The sequence below is a fragment of the Rhodobacter xanthinilyticus genome (genome assembly GCF_001856665.1).
GTDB lineage: Bacteria > Pseudomonadota > Alphaproteobacteria > Rhodobacterales > Rhodobacteraceae > Rhodobacter > Rhodobacter xanthinilyticus.
Genome location: NZ_CP017781.1, coordinates 1,207,221 through 1,226,029 on the forward strand (window position 1 = coordinate 1,207,221; position 18,809 = coordinate 1,226,029).

Genomic DNA, 18,809 nt, shown 5'->3' on the forward strand with positions numbered 1-18,809 from the left:
TCAAAGCCCGCGCCGCCGTCAAGCGGGGGCGCGCGAAAATCTGGCCTCAGCCGCGCCGCCGCCGCCGCCCGCCCGCGCCGCCGCCGCCATCGCCGCCGCCGGCGTTGAAGCTGACCTCGGGCAGGGTGACGATCTTGCCCAGCTCGGGGAACGGGTCGGTCGCATGGGGGAGCGCGTTGGCCGCCACGAAATGCTCCTGAAAGCGCGGCTCGATCGCGGTCTCGATCTTGTGAATGCGCCGCACCTGCGCCTCGATCGCGCGCCGCGCCGAGCGCGCGCAGAGCGCCATCCGCGCCCCCGTGCCCGCGGCATTGCCCGCCGAGACGACCTGATCGAGCGGCACATCCGGGATCATCCCGAGAATCATCGCATGCTTGGGCGAGATATGTGCGCCGAACGCGCCCGCCAGCACCACCCGGTCGACCTTCTCCACCCCCATCTCGTCCATCAGGAGCCGCGCCCCCGCGTAAAGCGCGGATTTCGCGAGCTGAATCGCCCGGATATCGCCCTGGGTCACGGTGATCCGCGGGCCGCCCGTGGCGGTGCCGTCATGGATCAGATATTCATGCGTGCGCCCGGTCGGCAGGCAGCGCGCGCTGCCCACCTGTTCGGCCGAACCGACGAGCCCCGAGGCATCGACGATCCCCGCCGCGCGCATCTCGGCCACCGCCTCGATGATGCCGGAGCCGCAGATCCCGGTGATCGTCGGCGTGCCGAACGCGGGCTCATCGGACCAATGGGCATTGCCGATGATCCGGAACCGCGGCTCCTTGGTCACCGGGTCGATCTCGATGCGCTCGATCGCGCCCGGCGCCGCGCGCTGGCCCGAGGAGATCTGCGCCCCCTCGAAGGCCGGGCCGGTCGGCGAGGAACAGGCCAGAACCCGGGTCTTGTTGCCCAGCAAGATCTCGGCATTGGTGCCGACATCGACAATCAGCGAGAGATCCTCGCGCGTCTCGGGCGCCTCGGAGAGCGCCACCGCCGCGCAATCGGCCCCCACATGCCCCGCGATCAGCGGAAGCAGATAGGCCCGCGCATCGGGCGCAAAGCCGCCCAGCCCGATCTCCGCCGCGCCAAGGCTCTGCGCCGAGCCGGTCGCGAGCGCAAAGGGCGCCTGGCCGAGCTCGACCGGGTCGATCCCCAGAAGCAGGTGATGCATGACCGGGTTGCACACGACCACCGCCTCGACCACGCCAGCCGCATCGACGCCGCCCTCGGCCACCAGCGCCGCGCCGAGCTCGCCCAAAGCCGCGCGCACCGCGCCGGTCATCTCGGCCGCCCCGCCCGGGTTCATCATCGCATAGCTCACCCGGCTCATCAGATCCTCGCCAAAGCGGATCTGCGGGTTCATCAGCCCCGACGAGGCCACCACCCGCCCATCGGTGAGATCGACGAGATGCCCCGCGATCGTGGTCGAGCCGAGGTCGATCGCAAAGCCATGAAGCGGCGCCTCGCGCAGCCCCGGCCAGACCGCCACCACCCGCGGCGCCGCCCCCGTGCCCGCATCATGCACCGCCGCCGTGATCTTCCAGCCGCCCTTGCGCAACACGCCCTGAAGCTGGCCCAGAACCGCCAAAGAGGCCACCGCGCCGGTGATCCCCCATTGCGCCGCCAAAGCCTCCGACACGCGCTCGAAATCGCCCGAGGGCTCGTGCATGTCGGGCTCGGCCACCTCGAGGTAAACCGCCCGCGTCGCCGGATCCATCTCCATCACCCGCTCCGAGGCGGATTTGCGGATCACCTGCTTGTGGACCTGGCTCTCGGGCGGCACATCGAGCACCACATCGCCCTCGATACAGGCCTGACAGCCAAGCCGCCGCCCGGGCTTGAGCCCGCGGATCCGGTCATAACGCTCCTCGACCGCATTGATCGGCGAGAGCGCATCCTCGCCCACATGCACGCCATGCTTGGCAAATTCGCCATAGCCCGGCGCGACCTGACATTTCGAGCAGATCCCGCGCCCGCCGCAAACCGAATCGAGATCGACGCCCAATTGCCGCGCGGCCTGCAGAACCGTCGTGCCCTTCGCCACCCGCCCGCGTTTGCCCGAGGGGGTGAAGATTACCAGTGCGTCGTCCTGAGCCATGCGCCTCTCCTTCGTTCTGCCTCCGTTTTAGGCGCAACCCGCCCCAAGGCAAGCCCCGCCGGCGACCGCGCGCGGCTCGATTGCGGCATCGCAGGCCGAGAGCGCCGGGGGCGCTGCCCCCGGACCCCCGGGATATTTGTGGCAAGATGAAGGGGAGGCGGCTCTTTCATCTTGCCCGAAATATCCCGGGGGAGGCGCAGCCGGGGGCAGCGCCCCCTCTGCCGGCGGTCAAAAGCTCAGCCGCGGGGCGTGCGCCGCGCCATGAAGGCGAGCCGCTCGAAGAGATGCACATCCTGCTCGTTCTTCAGGAGCGCGCCATGGAGTTTCGGCAGCAGGTTCGTGCCCTCGCGCTTGAGATCCTCGGGCGCCAGATCCTCGGCGAGGAGCAGTTTCAGCCAATCGAGCACCTCCGAGGTCGAGGGCTTCTTCTTCAGCCCCGGCGTTTCGCGGATCTCGTAGAACTGGCTCAGCGCCTCGGCCAGAAGCGCCTCCTTGATGCCGGGGAAATGCACGCCGATGATCTGCTTGAGCACCGCCGCTTCGGGGAATTTGATGTAATGGAAGAAGCAGCGGCGCAAGAACGCGTCGGGGAGCTCTTTTTCGTTGTTCGAGGTGATGATCACCACCGGGCGCTGCCGCGCGCGCACCGTCTCGCCGGTCTCGTAGACATGGAACTCCATCTTGTCGAGCTCCTGCAGCAGATCGTTGGGGAACTCGATATCGGCCTTGTCGATCTCGTCGATCAGCAGCACGACCCGCCCCTCGGCCTCGAAGGCCTGCCAGAGCTTCCCCTTGCGGATGTAGTTCTTCACATCATTGACCCGCGCATCGCCGAGCTGGCTGTCGCGCAGCCGGCTCACCGCGTCATATTCGTACAGCCCCTGCTGGGCCTTGGTGGTCGATTTGATGTTCCACTCGATCATCGGCAGGCCAAGGCTCGCGGCCACCTGACGCGCGAGCTCGGTCTTGCCGGTGCCGGGCTCGCCCTTCACCAAGAGCGGGCGTTCGAGCGCCACCGCGGCGTTCACGGCAACGGTCAGATCGGGCGGGGCGACGTAAGTCTCGGTCGATTGAAAGCGCAAGGCAAGCCTCCGGGTTGAGCGCGCCGAGACTAGCCGCGCGCCGCCCCCTCCGCAACCGCCCCGCCGGGCCTGCCGCAGCGCAGCGCACGCAGTGACGCGGCGTGAAAAGCGGGCGTGACATGGGCCGCTCTATGGGGTAAGGGAGCGCCCAAGCCGGGCCATGGCCCAGGCACGACAGAGAGGGCAGCGAAGAGATGAAGGCCGAAGTTTTTCTTCCCGATGACTACCGCCCCGCCGAGGACGAGCCGTTCATGAACGACCGTCAGCTCGAATATTTCCGGCGCAAATTGCTGGCGTGGAAATCCGAGCTTCTGGAGCAATCCGCCGAGACCCTCGAGGGGCTGGCCGAATCGGCGCGCTCGGTGCCCGATATCGCCGACCGCGCTTCCGAGGAGACCGACCGCGCGCTCGAGCTGCGCACCCGCGACCGCCAGCGCAAGCTCGTGTCCAAGATCGACAGCGCGCTGCGCCGCATCGACAACGGCGAATACGGCTATTGCGAGGTCACCGGCGAGCCGATCTCGCTCAAGCGCCTCGATGCGCGCCCGATCGCGACGATGACGCTGGAGGCGCAGGAGCGTCACGAGCGCCGCGAACGGGTCCACCGCGACGATTGACGGCAGCGCCGTTTGATTTCGCTCAAGGTTTTCCGCCACCGGTGCCGCCAAGGTGCCGGTGGTTTCGTTTCGGGAGGGGTTACGATGGTCATCGGTCGCAAGATCACGGTTCTGGGCGCAGGCATCGGCGGGCTCGCGGTGGCGCGGGCGCTGGCGCTGCGCGGGGCGGAGGTGACGGTGCTCGAACAGGCCGAGGCGATCCGCGAAGTGGGCGCGGGGTTGCAGGTCTCGCCCAACGGCGCGCGGGTGCTGCGCGCGCTGGGCTTGGGCGCCGCGCTCGAGGCGGCGGGGCCGCGCGCAGAGGCGGTCGAGCTCATCGACGGCGAAACCGCGAGCCGTGTGGCGCGGCTCGATCTCGCGCGGCTCAAACCCGCCGATGAATACCGCTTCCTGCATCGCGCCCGGCTGATCGAGCTTCTGGCCGAGGGCGCGCGCGAGGCCGGCGTGCAGGTGCGGCTTTTGCAAAAGGTCGAGCGCGTCGAGCTCGGCGCCTATCGCCCCCGGATCACCACCCAGCAAGGCATTGAAATCGAAGCCGATCTCGTGATCGGCGCCGATGGTCTCCATTCGAAAACTCGCGAGGCGCTCAACGGCACCGTCGCGCCCTTCTTCACCCATCAGGTCGCCTGGCGCGCGCTGATCCCCTGCGACGACGCCGAGCCGAAACTGGCGCAGGTGTTCATGGGCGCGGGCAAGCACCTCGTCAGCTACCCCTTGGGCAACGGGCTGCGCAATATCGTCGCGATCGAGGAGCGCCGCCGCTGGGTCGAGGAAAGCTGGAGCCTGCGCGACGATGCGCTGACGCTGCGCGCGGCGTTTGAGGAGTTCTGCCCGCGCGTGCAGGGCTGGCTGGCGCAGGTCGAGCAACCCTGGCTCTGGGGCCTCTTCCGCCACCCGGTCGCCGAGCGCTGGCATGGCCCGGGGGCCGCGATCCTCGGCGATGCGGCGCATCCGACGCTGCCCTTCCTCGCGCAGGGCGCGGTGATGGCGCTGGAAGACGCCTGGGTGCTGGCCGAAAGCCTCGCCGCCCATGCCGATGATGCGGTGGCGCTCGCCGCCTATCAGGCCGCGCGCCGCCCGCGCTGCGCCGCGATCGTCGAGGCCGCCAACAAGAACGCGCGCAACTATCACCTCTCGGGCGCGACCCGGGCGGTGGCGCATCTGGCGCTGCGCACGGCCTCCTCGCTCGCGCCGGGGCGGCTTCTGGGGCGCTTCGATTGGGTCTATGGCCATGACGTGACGGCGGGGCAGGGGCGGGCCGCCTGAGCCGCCGCCCCCTCAGCCGAAGAGAATGAGCCCCGAGCGCGCGATCGCCCAAAGCGTGGCCGCGCCGAAGGCCGCGTAGCAGATCACCGCCCCGCGGGCCTGAGCGCGCAACACCCCCGGCAGCCGCGCGCTCAGGCTCTCGCGGCGCGCAAACGGCGCCACCGCCCCCGCCCCAAGCGCCAGAGCCGTGCCCAAGAACAGCGGGATATAAAGCAGATAGCCGTAATAGCCATATTCCGGCTTGAGGATGCAAAACGGGCAGGGATGCGTCGGATGCTCGTAGATATAGGGCGAGATCACCGCCACGATCGCGACCAGCGCAGCGGCGAAAAACCCCGCCCCGCCGAGCGCGAAGAGCCCGTAAAACCGCCCCGTGCGGTGCACGAGCGCGCCGAGCGCCGCCACCAAAGCCCCCGCCCCGCCCAGAAGCCACAGCGCCGCCCCCGGCGCGAGCGCGGCCATGTCATCGGCAAGGCCCGGGTTCGCCGGCGTGAAGAGCTTCGAGCAGCAAGAGGTGATCACATCGGTCTTCAGTCCAAGGAAATAGCCAAGCTCCAGCCCGAAATCGAGCCAGATCACCGGCACGAGCGCCAGAAGGGCGGCGTATTTCACCCGGGTGAGCGGATAATCCCGCCCCATCCGGTCCGCCCGGTCGAGCATCAGCCACAGCCCCGCGCCGAAAAACACCGCGATTTTCGCGTAAAGCGCGGGGAAGCCATAGGCGTTGACCGAGAGCGTGCCCACCGCGCACATCGCGCCGACAAACAGCCCCGCCATCCGGTCGGCGTTGAACACAAAGAGCAACAGCGCGGCAAGCTCGGCCAGCATCACCGCGGCAAAGAGCGTCGAGACGAGCTCGGTCGCGCGTTCCATCGCGATCTGGCGGGGCGTGGCGCGCGCCAGATCCCAGCCGCGCAGCACCCGCAGCGCAAAGCCCGCCGCCCAGGTCCCCGCCACCGCCGCCAGCCCCGCGACGAGCAAAAGCGCCAGGATCGGCGTCTGGAAGATCATGCGCCGCCCTCCACCACCCGCCCGTCCTCGAGCACCACCACCCGGTCGACCCCCGCCGCCCCCCAGATCCGCGGATCGTGGCTCGTCATGATCACCGTCTTGCCCTCGGCCTTCAGCCCCGCGACGATCTCGAGAAACCGCCCCGTCAGATGCCCGTCGAGGTTCGCGGTCGGCTCATCGGCGATCAGGATCGGCGCCTCGTTGATCAAGGCCCGCGCGATCGCGGCGCGCTGGGTCTCGCCGCCCGAGAGATATTCGACCGGCATCTGCGCCTTCTCGGCCAGCCCCAGCGCGCCAAGCCGCGCCATCGCGCGCGCCGCCACCGCGCCCCGCTCGCCCCCCAAAGGCACGCTCGGCAACAGCACATTGTCGAGCACCGAGAGCCCGCGGATCAGGTTGAAACGCTGAAACACGAAGCCGAACATCGTGCGCCGCAGCTCGGTCAGATAGCGCTCGGGCAGGCTCGAGACGACCTCGCCCGCGACCGCGACGCGCCCCGCGCTCGGCCGCGCCATGCAGGCGATCACCGACAGAAGCGTGGTCTTGCCCGAGCCCGAGGGCCCCTTCAACACCGTCACCCCGCCGCGCGCCAGCGCGAGGTTTACCCCCTCGAGCGCGCGCACCTCATTCGGGCGGCCTTCGTTATAAAACTTCGCAACATCTTGAAGCGTAATCATTTTCCGCCCTCCTCAGCGCATGACCCGGTCCGGGTCGGCCGAGGCCACCCGCCAGATCGGCACCAGAACCGCCGCCGTATAAGGCACCACCGTCAAGAGCCCGAGCGTGGTGAGCTGCAAGGCATCAATCGCCGGGGTGAGCGGGAAATCGGGGTAGAGCACCGCCCAACCCTTCAACACCGGCGCAAAGAGCGTGCCCCCGGCAAGGAACACATGCCCATAGGCCGCGAGCGTGCCGATCAGGAACGCCCCCCCCGAAATCAGCGCCCCCTCCCAGAGTTTCATCGCGATCACATCGCGCGTATCCCAGCCGATCGCTTTCAAGATCCCGATCTCGCGCGCCTCCTCCGCCGAGAGCCCCGAGGCCTTTTCGGCCGCGAAAATCGCGAATGCCAGCATCGCCGCCCCGGCAAGCGCGGTCAAAATCCCCTCGCGCCAGGAGAACAGCTTCTCATAGGTCCGCCCGATCTCGGCGCGGGTGACAAAGCGCGCCTCGGGCAGAACCCGCGCGGCCTTCTCGACGATCGTGCCGATCTCGCGCTCATTGCGCACCCGCACCGCAATATCGGTGAACTTCCCCGCCGGCAGCGCGAAAAAGGCGCGGAAATCGGCCTCGTTCATCACCACGAGATCGGCGCTGACCAGCGCGGACTCGCTCCCAAAGGTCTGATCCACCACGAATTTCTGCAAATCTCCCGGGTGGCGCGAGAGAAACAGCGGCGCCGTCGCATAGGTAAAGCCGCGCGCCTTCGGGATCGCCTCGCCGATCCGCACATGGCCCGGCGCGGGCGCCGCTTCGCCCGCCGGCGCCACCATGATCGTGTAATTCGCGCCATTGATCCGGTCGTAGAAATAGCCCCAAAGCCGCCCCTCGGCGCCCGCCACGCCGCGGATCGCGCGCAAGGCCTCGATCGCCTCGGTCTCGATCATCTCCTGCCGGCCGAGGGTGAGCTTTTGCACGATCATCTCCGGCGCCGCGGCGAGAACCGCGCGCGCTTCCGTGCGCAGCGCGGCGGCGAAGAACATCGCCGAAGCCACCGCGAAGACCACCACCGAAAACACCGCGACCAGCGCGATATTCTTGCCCTTGCGGCGGGCGGCGGCGGCGAGCGTGTAATCGGCCAGCGCGCGCTGGCGGCGCAGCCAGTGTTTCATCGGGCAATCTCCTGAGCTGAAACCCCGAGCGCGCTCTGGCCGTATTGGCCGATCTGCCCGGGCTCGGGGGCGGGCATCAGGCTCCCCGAGGGAAAATGGTCGAGCGCGGCGGGCGCATCCATGAAAGCGGTCGCGAGATCGGCCAGCGCGGGGTGGCGGGTGAAACGCGCCTCGGTGAAAAGCGCCAGATCGGTGAGCCCCAGATCGCGCACCAGTGCCGCCGAAGCGGCGATCCGCGCGGCCTCGGCGGGGGCGCGCGCCGCGGCATGCACCGCCGCCCCCCCGGCCAGCGCCAGCAACAGCCCGAAAGCCGCGAAAACCGGCGTCGTGGGGCGGCGCGCGCTCATGGCGCGGCCCCGAGCGCGTCGAGATCGCCCGCATCGAGCGTCGCCAGAACCGCGCCCGTCACCTCGTCAAACCGCATCAGCCGCCGGCCCTGATGATCGGCCATGAACTCTGCCGCATCCGCCGCATCGGCGAGCGGCACCAGCTCATGCCCCATCGGCCCGAGCACATCCGAGCCCGCCGCATAAAGCGCCTCACCCGCCGCCACCCGCGTCACGCCATAGTAATCCGTCACCCCCATCGTCGTGATCTGATCGGCGCTGCGGCCCTGGGCATATTTCGGCATATCATTGAGATATTTGAAGAAATCCTTCGCGCCGTCGAAATGCTCGGCATGGCCATCGGCAAACAGGATCGTCGCGATCCAATCGGGGTATTTCGCGACAAACATCCCGCAGACCGGGCAGATATCGCGCGGCCCGGGGGCTGGCAGATCGACCGCCGCCGCCCCCGCCCGCGCGCCGCGCGGCGCCAGACCGAACACCGCCGCCGAGCCCAAAAGCCCGCCGAGAACCTGCCGCCGCGAAGCCGGCCGAGAAATCTTGCACATCATCGCCTCCTGAAAAAGAGGGGGGGCAGGCCGGGGCCCGCCCCCCGCCTGTCATTGCGCCGCCGCTTTCGCCTTGGCGCGCTTCTCGGCGCGCCGCGCGCGGATCGCGAGCGTGTCCTTGGCCATATCGGCATAAGCGAGCACCAGCGCCTCCTCGAAGCCCACGAGCTTCGCGTCCGGCCCCGCCGCCGCCTTCGCCGCCTCGGCATCGGCATAGGCGAATTTCGAGACATCCGTCATCGTGCCCGGCTTGCCCGGGTCGATCACATAGGTCATCTCCGCGCTGTCGGCGAGCGGCTTGACCTCGCCCTCCGCCCCCGCATCGCCCGCGTAGATCACCTTCGGCCCGCGATCCATGTTGATCGAGAGGCTGATCGCCGCGCAATGGATCGAGCAGGTGCCGTCAACCGCGTCATCGCCATAAACGATCAGATGGCGCGATTGGCTGAAGGCCTTGCGCATCATCCCGCAATAGGGGCAGCGGGGGTATTTCTCGAACTCGTTCTCGAGCGGCGCCGCATCGACCTTCAGAAACCGCGCCAGCCCGTTCTGATCGGTCCAATCCCAGGGCGTCATCGGCGCGGCGCCGCCCGCGGCGGGCATGCCCGGCATCGTGCTTTGCGCCGAGGCGGCGGTGGCGGCCATCACGAGGCCGGTCGAGGAGGTGAGAAGAAAATCACGACGTTTCATTGTCTTGTCCTTTGGTTGGGGCGCTCTCTGGCCCCGAAATCTGGTCACTGTGGGCTCTCGGATCACGCCGCCCCCGGGGGCGCGCGGATCAACCCAGGGCTCGGGGCGGCGCGCCAGGGCGCGCGCGGCGCGGCGGGCGGGGCCAAGGCGAGGGGGAACTCCGCGCGGATCGGCGCGGCCCAAACCGCGCCCGCGGGCGGCGCATCGAGCGCGCCCACCGCCACGCTCGCACAGACCGGGCAGGGCGCATGGCCCGCGCCCGCCTGGCCCGGGCCGGCCGGCCGGCCATCGGGCGTGACCCAGATCACCCCCGCGCCGGTGCAGATCTCCAAGAGCCCGCGCCCCGGCCCGCGCCCGGCCTCGGCCACAGCCCGCGCGCCCAGATGATCGACGCCGAGCAAGATCTCGAACGCCATCGCCAGAAGCGCAAAGACATGGCCGCGCGCGCTCATGGCCGCGCCTCCAGCCCATGGGGCACCACCACAAGGCCCGCATCGCGCGCGCGCAAGAACTCCGGTGCGATCCGCCAATGGTCGCGCAACACCGCCTCGCCGAGCGCCGCCTCGGGCGGGCAGGGGGCGCTCAGCCGCCCGCCGCTGAGCACCAGCGCCTCGGCGCAAAACCGCGCGGCAAGGCTCAGATCATGGAGCGCGCAGAGCACCGCCGCGCCGGTTTCCTGTGCATAGTCGCGCAAAATCTCGAGCGTGGCGAGCTGATGGTGCAGATCGAGCGCCGAGGTCGGCTCATCGAGCAGCAAGACCGCGGGCGCGCGGAACAGCCGCTGCGCGATCAGCACGCGCTGCTGTTGCCCGCCCGAGAGCGCCGACATCGGCCGATCGGCGAGCGCGCCGAGCCCGAGCCGCGCGAGCAGCGCCTCGGCCTCCGCCAGAAGCCCCGGCGCCACCCGCAGCCCGAGCGCCTCGCGTCGCCCAAGCAGCACACAATCGCGCACCGTGAGCGCCGCCCCCACCTCGAACCCCTGCGGCAAGAACCCGATCCGCGCCGCGCCGAGCACCGCGCCGCCCCGCGCGCGGATCGTCGCGCGCTCGCGCGCGAGCCCCGCCAGCGCCCGCAACAGCGTCGATTTGCCCGCGCCATTGGGCCCGACAAGCGCCGTCAACACCCCGCCGCGCAAGGAAAATTCCGCCCCCCCCACGATCTCGGCGCGGCCGCGGTAAAGCGCAGGCGAGCGGATCTCAAACATCATACCGCCCCTTCTGCCCCAAGATCACCGCGATCAGCATCGGGATCCCCGCGATCGCCGTAACCAGCCCCACCGGGATCGCCGCGCCCTGCGAGATCAGCTTCGCCGCGACCGAGGCGCTGACCAGAATGACCGCCCCCCCGATCGCCGCCATCGGCAGCGCGAAGCGATGATCCTCGCCCACGAGCGCGCGCGCGACATGGGGCGCAATCAGCCCGACAAAGCCGATCGTGCCGGTGAAACTCACCGCCGCCGCGGTCAGCGCCGCGGTGATCAGAAAGAGCCGCCGGCGCAGCGCCTCGGTCTCGAGCCCGAGGCTCGCCGCATTCGCCTCGCCAAGCCGCAGCGCGGTGAGCGCCCAGGCCTCGCGCGCCAGTAGCGGCAGGCAGAGCGCAACGATCCCCCCCGCGACCCAGACCCCCGGCCAGCTCGCCCGCGCAAGCGAGCCGAAGAGCCAGAAAACGATCTGCTGAAGCACCTCGGGTGCTGCCAGAAACTGCAACAGCGATTGCAGCGATTGGAAAAAGAACAAGACCGCGATGCCGACGAGCACGAGGATCTCGGGCCGCGCGCCGCGCACCTGCGCCAGCCCCCAGACGAGCGCCGTGGCACCGAGCGTCGCGGCAAAGGCAAAGAGCGGCGTGAGCAGATGCGGCGCGAGCGTGAGCCCGAGCGCGGCCGAGATCGCCCCCCCGAACATGATCGCCAGCGCCGCGCCAAAGCCCGCCGCCGCCGAAAACCCGAGCGTGAAGGGCGAGGCGAGCGGGTTGGCGAGCAGCGTCTGCATCACCAGCCCCGCAAGCCCGAGCGCCCCCCCGACGATCAGCGCCATCGCCACCTGCGGCAGCCGGATCTGATAAAGGATCGCCGCCGCCGCCCGGTTCTCGCCCGCCGGGCCCGCCCGCAGCGCCTCCCAAAGCGCGCCCGCCGAGAGCCCCGAAGGCCCGGTCAGCAGATCCGCCGCCACGAGCCCCGCCAGCGCAAGCCCCGCCGCGGCAAAGATCGTCGCCCGCCGCGCCGCAGCCGAGGGCGCGCGCACGCACGCCCCCGCGCCGGTGCCGCAGCCGATCTGCGACCCCGCGCTCATTGCAGCCGCGTCACGAACAGCCCGTCCGCCGCGATCGGCATCCAGGCCCGGTAAAACTCCGCCAGCTCCGCCCCCGGGTCGACATCGGCAAATTCCGCCGGATAGAGCGCCTTCGCGATCGCCCGCGCATAGACGAAATCCGACAGCGTGCGGTTGCCGCCATGATAGACGCCCCAGACCTCACCCGACTGCACCGCCGGTAGATCGGCCCAGCCCGGCCGCCCCGTATAGGCCGCCATCTTCGCCCGCGCCGCGCCCTGATCGGCGCCAAAACCGAGGATCACCGCCTCCGGCTTGTTGAGCCACTCCGACCCCGCCAGCAAGATCACATCCGGCCGCTCGGCCAGCACATATTCCGCCGCGAGCGGGCCCCAGTTCTCGATCTGCCCGCGTGCGATATTGTCGCCGCCGACGAGCTCGATCACCCCCGCCCACATGCCCTTGCCATAGGAATTGCCGATCTCGCCCGGGCCCTTCTGCGCCAGCTCGACATAGATCTTCTTGTGCGAGGGCCCGGCCTTGGCCACCCGCGCGAGCGTGTCCTCGGTCTTGGCGCGATACATCTGCGCCAGCGCCTCGGCGCGCTCGGGCTGCCCCATCACCGCGCCCAGAACCTGCGTCGAGAGCACATGCCGCTCGAGCGTCTGCGCGTTGTAATCGAGCGCGATCACCTTGATCCCCGCCGCCTCGATCGCCGCCACCCCGGGCGCGCCGAGCGCCTCGGTCTGCCAGCTCGCCAGGAGCGCAACATCGGGCTGCGCCGCGATCAGCGCCTCGGCCGAGAAAGACCCGTCATCGGTCGAGCCAAAATCGACCGCCCCCGCGAGCGCGGGGAACCGCGCCACATAGGCCGCCCATTGCGCCGGCCGCCACTCCGCCCAAGGCGCCCGCGACAGCGCCACGATCTTGCCGGCCCCCTCGGCCCCGGTCACCGCGAGGTAATCCTCGTAGTAAAAGCCGAGCGCCACCCGCTCCGGCACAGCCTCGAGCGTCACCTGCCGCCCGTCGAGATCGGTCACCGTGATCTCGGCCAGAGCCGGCGCAGTCGTCATCATCAGCGCCACAAGCGCCGTCATCTTCGCGAATTTCATGCAAATCTCCGTCTCGCATACCGCCCGGCGGAGCCGTGCTCCGGGGGTGCGGGCGATGGTCTGGGGAAGGCGCGGCGCGCGCGCCCGCTCAGATCAGACGAAGCGTGGCGGCGCCCGGGCGCCATGCGCGGGGTCGGGCGCGCGCATCGGCGCGAGCCCGCGCGCAGGCAACACCGGCTCGGGCGCGCGCTCGGCGGGGCGGAAATCGGGCAGCGCGGGCATCTCGAGCCCGGCGAGCGACAGCGACACCGCCAGACAGCTCGAGACCTCGTGATTCGTGCTCGGCAGCGGCGCTTCGTCCGAAACCGAGCCATCCGCCGCCATCCAGATCTCGCGCGGGCCCTCGCCCGTGCACAGCACCAGCCGCGCCCCCTCCGCGCCCGCAACGCGCATCATCCCCTGTGGCACAACGCCCGACGCGATCAGCGCGACCAGCAGCACCACCCGAGCCGCAGCCGCCCAAACCGCTCCCCGAGAGGGGGGCGCGCCACTCGGGCGCAGGGCAGAGAAGGGGCGAAGAAGCCAGGCCATACCCCCAGATAGCAGATCCCCGGTGCCGCGCGACTTGATTTCGCTCAAGCGCGGCGCCCCGTCGCAGAGCCGGTCGCCGCGCATCCGCCGCCTTGCCGCGCATTCCCCCTTCCCTCCGGCGCGCGCCGGCGCAACACTGGCCCCAATCGGAGGACATCATGCTCACCATCACCCGCGAACATCCCGTTCAGGAAAACCTCGCCCATCTGCACGCCCGCCACCATGCCGCGATGCATGCCGACACGCCGCCCGAATCGATCCACATGCTGCCGCCCGAAGCGCTCGCCGCCCCCGGCATCACCTTCTTCGTGCTGCGCGAGGAGGGCCGCGCGCTCGGCATGGGCGCGCTCAAACGCCTCGCGGCGGATCATGCCGAGATCAAATCCATGCATATCCTCGAAGAGACCCGCGGGCGCGGGCTGGCGCGGATGATGCTCGGCCATCTGATCACCGAAGCGCGCAGCCTCGGCTTTGCGCGGCTGAGCCTCGAGACCGGATCGCAGCCCTCCTTCGCGCCCGCCCGCGCGCTCTATCTCGCCGCCGGCTTCACCGAATGCCCGCCCTTCGAGGGCTACAGCCTCGACCCGATGTCGGTCTATCTGACGCGCGCGATCTGACCGCCCCGGCTTGCAAGAACCCGCCGCTTTGCGCCATAAGGGCGCGGTGCGGTCCCGTAGCTCAACTGGATAGAGCAGCTGCCTTCTAAGCAGCGGGTTGGGGGTTCGAGCCCTCCCGGGATCGCCAGTTGCGCCCGCGATTGTATCCATATCAATCGCGGCCTTTCCGGCGCCCGCGCCGCGTCCTAAGTAGGGCCGGGGAGAGCTGCGGAGATCGTCATGCGGATTTTCATCAATGGCTTCGGCCGGATCGGGCGCTCGGTCCTGCGCGCGCTGATGCTTGAACGCGCCCGCGGCGGCGCGCGCTGGCCGCTCCTCGAAGTGGTCGGCATCAACGATATCGCCACCCCCGAGATGTGCGCCTATCTCTTTGAATATGATAGCGTCTTCGGGCCCTGGCGGGGCTCGGTCGCGCGCGCGCCCGGGGCGCTGGTGATCGATGGTCTGGCGATCGCGCTGCACCGCGTGGCGGATCTGAGCTGCCTCGATCTCTCCAATGTCGATGTCGTCTTCGAATGCACCGGGCGCGCCGATGATGCCACGATCGCGGGGCAGGGGCTGGCGGGCGGGGCCGGGCGGGTGCTGATCTCCGGCCCCTCGCGCGCGGCCGATTTCACCGTCGTGCTCGGCGCCAATGACGCCGGGCTGGGCGCCCAACGCATCGTCTCGAATGCGAGCTGCACCACCAACGCACTCGCCCCCCTCGCCGCCGCGCTGGACGCCGAATTCGGCATCGTCACCGGCTCGATGACCACGATCCATTGCTACACCGGCTCGCAGCCCACCGTGGACGCGCCCGCCGCCGATTTCGCCCGCTCGCGCGCGGCCGCCCTCTCGATGGTGCCGACCACCACCTCGGCGGGCCGGCTGCTCGACGGCGTGCTGCCCCATCTCGCTGGCCGGCTGATCGCGCAGGCCGTGCGCGTGCCCACCGCCTCGGTCTCCGCCGTCGATCTCGCGGTGATGACCACCCGCCCGGCCACCCCGGCGGCGGTGAACGCGCTCTTTGCCCGCCTCGCGGCCGAGGGCGGCGTGATCGGCGCGACCGAGGCCGCGCTCGTCTCCACCGACCTGCGCGCGCGGCGCGAAAGCGTGGTCATGGCGCTGCCCGAAACCCGCGTGACCGAGGGCGGGCTGTTGCGTGTCTTTGGCTGGTATGACAACGAATGGGGCTTCTCGAACCGCATGCTCGATATCGCCGAGCGCCTCGCAGAGCTTTGATCTCAAACGAAAAAGCCCCGCGCGAGCGGGGCTTTCCGTGGCATCCTGTCAAGCCGCTCACTCGCGGCGGTCGCCCAAGAATTGCAGCAAGAACATGAACAGGTTGATGAAGTCGAGATAGAGCTGCAGCGCGCCGAGGATCGCGGCCTTGCCGAGGAAATCGCGGTCCGAGTTCACCATCTGCAGGTAGGTGTTCTTGATGTTTTGCGTGTCATAGGCGGTCAGACCGGCAAACAGCAGCACCCCGATCACCGAGATCGCGAATTGCAGCGCCGAGCTGGCGAGGAAGATGTTCACGATCGAGGCGACCACAAGCCCGATCACGCCCATCATCAGGAACGAGCCGAAGGCGGTCAGGTTGCGCTTGGTCGTGTAGCCGTAAAGCGACAGCCCCGCGAAGGCGATCGCGGTCACGAGGAAGGTCGTCGCGATCGACACCCCGGTATAGACGAGGAAGATCGACGAGAGCGATGCCCCCATCAGCGCCGCATAGGCCCAGAACACCATCTGCGCGGTCGAGGTCTGCATCTTGTGCAGCGTCGCCGAGAAGGCGAAGACCACCACCAGCGGCGCGAACATCAGCACCCATTTCAGCGGCGAGGTATAGATCGCCGCGCCGAATTGCGTGAGCTGCATCTGCCCCGAGGCATCGACCGTCGCCGACATCGCGGCAAAGAGCCAGGCGACGACGCCGGTGATCGCCATGCCGCCGGCCATCAGCCCGTAAACCTTGTTCATATGGGCGCGCAGGCCCTCGTCGATATAGCTCGCGCGCGCGGCATCCGTGCTGCGCATCGTGTTGAAATCGGCCATACTTCCCTCCGTAATGTCGCTCTCCCGCGCCCTGAACGCGGGTTTGGCTTCGATATTGGAAGCCCCACGCGCCATTTCAAGACGCGCGCGGGCGGTTTTCGCGCCTCACCGCATCGTGACCACGACCTTGCCGGTCGAACGGCGGTCGCGCAGCATCGCCAGCGCCTCCTCGACCCGCGCCAGCGGCAGCTCGGCCGAGATATGCGGCCGCAAACCGCCCTCGGCAAACATCGCGAAGAGCCGCGCCATCGAACCGGTCAGAAGCCCCGCATCGAGCTTCAGATAGCCGCCCCAGTAAAGCCCGTGAATCTCGAGGTTTTTCACCAGCGCATGGTTGAGCTTCAACGCCGGCTGCGCGCCCGAGGCAAAGCCGATCACCAAGAACCGCCCGCCCGGTTTGAGCGCGGCGAAGGCCGCCTCGCCCGCCGCGCCGCCGATCGCGTCATAGACCACATCGACGCCCCCCGCCGCCTTCAGCGCGCCCTTCAGATCCGCCGTCTCGCTGTCGATCACGAGATCCGCCCCCGCCGCCCGCGCGATCGCGAGCTTCTCCTCGCCGCGCGCGCAAGCGATCACCCGCGCCCCCATCCGCGCGCCGATCTCGACCGCGGTCAGCCCCACACCCCCCGCCGCGCCGAGCACAACCAAGGTCTCGCCCGGCGCCAGCCGCCCGCGCGCCTCGAGCGCCAGATGCGAGGTGCCATAAGCGATCTGAAACGCCGCGGCCTGCGCGTAACTCATCCCCGCGGGCATCTCCGTGCAGCGGGTTTCGGCGAAATTTCCCGCCTCGGCGAGCCCGCCCTGCCCGGAAAACACCGCCACCCGCGCGCCCGGGCTGAGCCGCGTGCCCGGCCCCGCCGCCGTGACCCGCCCGGCGAGCTCCATCCCCATCACGAACGGCGCCGCGGGCGTGTCCTGATACTTGCCCTCGATCATCAGAAGATCGGCGAAATTGAGCCCGCAGGCCGCGATCTCGACCTGCACCTCGCCCGGGCCGGGCGGGCCGAGCGGCAGATCGACAAGGGCAGGGGCGGTGGCAGGCGAGGCGATCTGATAGGCGCGCATGGTCTTTCCGGTCGTCAGGGCTGTGAAGGTTGGGCGGGGCCCGCCGGGCAGGATAGTGCCTGCGCCCCGCGCAGACCAGAGCCCGCGGCCGCGCCGTGACGGCAAACCCGGGGGGGAAGTTGACGTAAAGGCGAATCAATCGCCGTTGCAAGCTGGGTGCCGTGACGTAGCGGAAGCCGCAAATTGCATTGCAAAATGCAAAACACGCCGCGCGCGAGCGCCCCGCCAAAGAGTCCCGCACAGGGGGAACGCCCCCGATTGGTCGGAAATTTGCTCCGATTGCTCGCTTGGGGCTATTCTGGCACCTGTCTTTTTAGACAGGTTTAACGATTTGCAACGGAAGTTCCAATTAAGCGCGTGTTACCAATCAGAACCTGGTGGTTTGAGGGCGATTACATGAAACATCCTGTCGATGTCCACGTGGGCAAACGCATCCGTCATCGGCGTTGGCTGATCGGCATGACGCAGCAGCAACTGGCCGACAAGGTTGGCATCAAGTTCCAGCAGATCCAGAAATACGAGACCGGCATGAACCGCGTCTCCGCCTCGCGTCTGTGGGATATCGCCGACGCGCTCGACGTGCCGATCTCGTTCTTCTTCGAGGGGCTCGCGGGCGAGGCCGAGGCGCCGATGCGCGAGATCACCGGCGATATCCTCGCCGACAAGGAGGCGCTGGCGCTCGTGCGCTCCTATTATGCGATCCCGGAAGCGCAGCGCCGCCGGCTCTTCGAGCTTGCGAAAGTGCTCTCCGACGCGGCCTGAGCGGCCAAAAGCCCCGCGGGGCTTTGGAAAACTTGACCATGGGCAAGGGGGCGGCTACCGCTCCCTTGTTGCATTTCGGCGCAGGGGGCGAGCATGGCGGGGATTTTGAGCGAGGCGGAACGGGCCCATCTGGCCGAGGTGGCGCAGGCGCTGGCCGAGGCCGCGCGGCGCGAAACCCTCGCCGCCTTCCGCCCCGAGGGCGGGATCGCGGCGCAGAACAAGCTCGCGGGCGGCTTTGACCCGGTTACCGCCGCCGACCGCGCCGCCGAGGCCGCGATGCGCGAGATCCTCGCCCGCGAGCGCCCCGAGGATGGCATCTATGGCGAGGAATATGGCGTGAAATCAGGCTCTTCCGGCCTGACCTGGGTGCTCGACCCGATCGACGGAACCCGTGGCTACATGTCCGGCACGCCGACCTGGGGGGTGCTGATCGCGCTCTCCGAAGAGCTCGAGGATGGCCCGGGCCGCCCGCTGATGGGCCTGATCGACCAGCCCTATATCGGCGAGCGCTTCTTTGGCGGCTTTGGCGCGGCCTGGTCGCGCGGGCCGCTGGGGGAGCGGCGGCTGCGCACGCGCGCGGCGCGGCCCCTGGCCGAGGCGGTGCTCTATTCCACCTTCCCCGAGGTTGGCACCCCCGAAGAGGGCGCGGCCTTTGCGCGGCTTTCCCGCGCGGCGCGCCTGACCCGCTACGGCACCGATTGCTATGCCTATGCGCTGATCGCGGCGGGGCAGATCGACCTTGTCGTCGAGGCCGGGCTGCAGCCCTATGATGTCGGCGGCCCGATCGCGGTGATCGAGGCGGCGGGCGGGATCGTCACCGATTGGGCCGGCGGGCCGGCCTGGCGCGGCGGGCGGGTGCTCGCGGCGGCGAATGCCGAGACCCACGCGGCGGCGATGGCGATTTTGGCGGGCTAGGCCGGGGCGCTGCCCCGGACCCCG

At 69.4% G+C, this 18,809-nt stretch carries 21 protein-coding genes and 1 tRNA gene; 7 read left to right on the forward strand and 15 right to left on the reverse strand.

From position 1 onward, the window contains the following. Nucleotides 1-46 precede the first annotated feature (46 nt). Entirely contained in the window at nucleotides 47-2,086 is a 2,040-nt protein-coding gene (locus LPB142_RS05990) for an ASKHA domain-containing protein (protein ID WP_071165813.1), read from the reverse strand. A 236-nt stretch (nucleotides 2,087-2,322) separates the two neighbouring features. Continuing rightward, nucleotides 2,323-3,168: an AAA family ATPase gene (locus LPB142_RS05995; protein WP_068767431.1), complete on the reverse strand. Its 846-nt coding sequence runs from the start codon at nucleotides 3,166-3,168 to the stop codon at nucleotides 2,323-2,325. A gap of 194 nt (nucleotides 3,169-3,362) precedes the next feature. On the opposite strand from LPB142_RS05995, the gene dksA reads away from it, so the two are divergent. Then, a complete protein-coding gene (dksA, locus tag LPB142_RS06000) occupies nucleotides 3,363-3,785 on the forward strand; it encodes an RNA polymerase-binding protein DksA (protein ID WP_068767430.1) in 423 nt (140 codons plus the stop codon). Nucleotides 3,786-3,869: 84 nt separating this feature from the next. Next, nucleotides 3,870-5,051: an FAD-dependent monooxygenase gene (locus LPB142_RS06005; protein ID WP_071165814.1), complete on the forward strand. Its 1,182-nt coding sequence runs from the start codon at nucleotides 3,870-3,872 to the stop codon at nucleotides 5,049-5,051. A gap of 12 nt (nucleotides 5,052-5,063) precedes the next feature. Here the strand turns inward: LPB142_RS06005 and LPB142_RS06010 are convergent, their stop codons facing one another. The 11 genes from LPB142_RS06010 to LPB142_RS06060 form a co-directional block, all read right to left on the reverse strand. After that, nucleotides 5,064-6,062 carry a hypothetical protein gene (locus LPB142_RS06010; protein ID WP_071165815.1) on the reverse strand — a complete coding sequence of 333 codons (999 nt, stop codon included), beginning with the start codon at nucleotides 6,060-6,062 and terminating at the stop codon, nucleotides 5,064-5,066. Beyond that, the gene (locus LPB142_RS06015; RefSeq protein WP_071165816.1) at nucleotides 6,059-6,739 is read right to left on the reverse strand and encodes an ABC transporter ATP-binding protein; all 681 of its coding nucleotides are present in this window, start codon (nucleotides 6,737-6,739) and stop codon (nucleotides 6,059-6,061) included. The genes LPB142_RS06010 and LPB142_RS06015 overlap by 4 nt, the downstream gene beginning before the upstream one ends. A gap of 12 nt (nucleotides 6,740-6,751) precedes the next feature. Then, on the reverse strand, nucleotides 6,752-7,894 hold the full coding sequence (locus LPB142_RS06020; RefSeq protein WP_071165817.1) for an ABC transporter permease: 1,143 nt from the start codon (nucleotides 7,892-7,894) through the stop codon (nucleotides 6,752-6,754). After that, nucleotides 7,891-8,241 carry a hypothetical protein gene (locus LPB142_RS06025; RefSeq protein WP_071165818.1) on the reverse strand — a complete coding sequence of 117 codons (351 nt, stop codon included), beginning with the start codon at nucleotides 8,239-8,241 and terminating at the stop codon, nucleotides 7,891-7,893. Before LPB142_RS06025 ends, LPB142_RS06020 begins: the two co-directional genes overlap by 4 nt. Further along, on the reverse strand, nucleotides 8,238-8,789 hold the full coding sequence (locus LPB142_RS06030) for a nitrous oxide reductase accessory protein NosL (protein ID WP_083392607.1): 552 nt from the start codon (nucleotides 8,787-8,789) through the stop codon (nucleotides 8,238-8,240). The genes LPB142_RS06025 and LPB142_RS06030 overlap by 4 nt, the downstream gene beginning before the upstream one ends. 51 nt (nucleotides 8,790-8,840) lie before the next feature. Continuing rightward, nucleotides 8,841-9,479, reverse strand: coding sequence for a nitrous oxide reductase accessory protein NosL (locus LPB142_RS06035; protein ID WP_071165819.1), 639 nt, complete (start codon nucleotides 9,477-9,479; stop codon nucleotides 8,841-8,843). 62 nt (nucleotides 9,480-9,541) lie between these two features. Beyond that, a complete protein-coding gene (locus tag LPB142_RS06040) occupies nucleotides 9,542-9,931 on the reverse strand; it encodes a DUF2946 family protein (protein ID WP_071165820.1) in 390 nt (129 codons plus the stop codon). Next, the gene (locus LPB142_RS06045; RefSeq protein WP_071165821.1) at nucleotides 9,928-10,686 is read right to left on the reverse strand and encodes an ABC transporter ATP-binding protein; all 759 of its coding nucleotides are present in this window, start codon (nucleotides 10,684-10,686) and stop codon (nucleotides 9,928-9,930) included. Before LPB142_RS06045 ends, LPB142_RS06040 begins: the two co-directional genes overlap by 4 nt. After that, nucleotides 10,676-11,770 carry a FecCD family ABC transporter permease gene (locus LPB142_RS06050; protein WP_083392608.1) on the reverse strand — a complete coding sequence of 365 codons (1,095 nt, stop codon included), beginning with the start codon at nucleotides 11,768-11,770 and terminating at the stop codon, nucleotides 10,676-10,678. The genes LPB142_RS06045 and LPB142_RS06050 overlap by 11 nt, the downstream gene beginning before the upstream one ends. After that, nucleotides 11,767-12,861: an ABC transporter substrate-binding protein gene (locus LPB142_RS06055; protein WP_071165822.1), complete on the reverse strand. Its 1,095-nt coding sequence runs from the start codon at nucleotides 12,859-12,861 to the stop codon at nucleotides 11,767-11,769. The genes LPB142_RS06050 and LPB142_RS06055 overlap by 4 nt, the downstream gene beginning before the upstream one ends. Nucleotides 12,862-12,954: 93 nt before the next feature. Further along, nucleotides 12,955-13,305 (reverse strand): hypothetical protein, encoded by a 351-nt coding sequence (locus LPB142_RS06060; RefSeq protein WP_068767420.1) that lies wholly within the window; start codon nucleotides 13,303-13,305, stop codon nucleotides 12,955-12,957. Between the two features lie 245 nt (nucleotides 13,306-13,550). Here LPB142_RS06060 and LPB142_RS06065 point away from each other — a divergent pair, with 245 nt between their 5' ends. The 3 genes from LPB142_RS06065 to LPB142_RS06075 all read left to right on the forward strand — a co-directional run bounded on the left by LPB142_RS06065 (nucleotide 13,551) and on the right by LPB142_RS06075 (nucleotide 15,230). Then, nucleotides 13,551-14,009, forward strand: a complete 459-nt coding sequence (locus tag LPB142_RS06065; protein ID WP_068767419.1) for a GNAT family N-acetyltransferase — start codon at nucleotides 13,551-13,553, stop codon at nucleotides 14,007-14,009. 50 nt (nucleotides 14,010-14,059) lie between these two features. Next, nucleotides 14,060-14,136 (forward strand) — tRNA-Arg (locus tag LPB142_RS06070). A gap of 92 nt (nucleotides 14,137-14,228) precedes the next feature. After that, nucleotides 14,229-15,230, forward strand: coding sequence for a type I glyceraldehyde-3-phosphate dehydrogenase (locus tag LPB142_RS06075; RefSeq protein WP_071165823.1), 1,002 nt, complete (start codon nucleotides 14,229-14,231; stop codon nucleotides 15,228-15,230). A gap of 57 nt (nucleotides 15,231-15,287) precedes the next feature. On the opposite strand, the gene LPB142_RS06080 is transcribed toward LPB142_RS06075, so the two are convergent. Both LPB142_RS06080 and LPB142_RS06085 read right to left on the reverse strand, forming a co-directional pair. Beyond that, on the reverse strand, nucleotides 15,288-16,043 hold the full coding sequence (locus tag LPB142_RS06080) for a Bax inhibitor-1/YccA family protein (protein WP_068767417.1): 756 nt from the start codon (nucleotides 16,041-16,043) through the stop codon (nucleotides 15,288-15,290). A 105-nt stretch (nucleotides 16,044-16,148) separates the two neighbouring features. Further along, entirely contained in the window at nucleotides 16,149-17,108 is a 960-nt protein-coding gene (locus LPB142_RS06085) for an NADPH:quinone oxidoreductase family protein (RefSeq protein WP_071165824.1), read from the reverse strand. Between the two features lie 396 nt (nucleotides 17,109-17,504). Here LPB142_RS06085 and LPB142_RS06090 point away from each other — a divergent pair, with 396 nt between their 5' ends. Together LPB142_RS06090 and LPB142_RS06095 are read left to right on the forward strand one after the other, a co-directional pair. Next, the gene (locus tag LPB142_RS06090; RefSeq protein WP_068767415.1) at nucleotides 17,505-17,870 is read left to right on the forward strand and encodes a helix-turn-helix domain-containing protein; all 366 of its coding nucleotides are present in this window, start codon (nucleotides 17,505-17,507) and stop codon (nucleotides 17,868-17,870) included. Nucleotides 17,871-17,963: 93 nt separating this feature from the next. Then, nucleotides 17,964-18,785, forward strand: a complete 822-nt coding sequence (locus LPB142_RS06095; RefSeq protein WP_068767414.1) for an inositol monophosphatase family protein — start codon at nucleotides 17,964-17,966, stop codon at nucleotides 18,783-18,785. The last annotated feature ends 24 nt before the right edge of the window (nucleotides 18,786-18,809 follow it).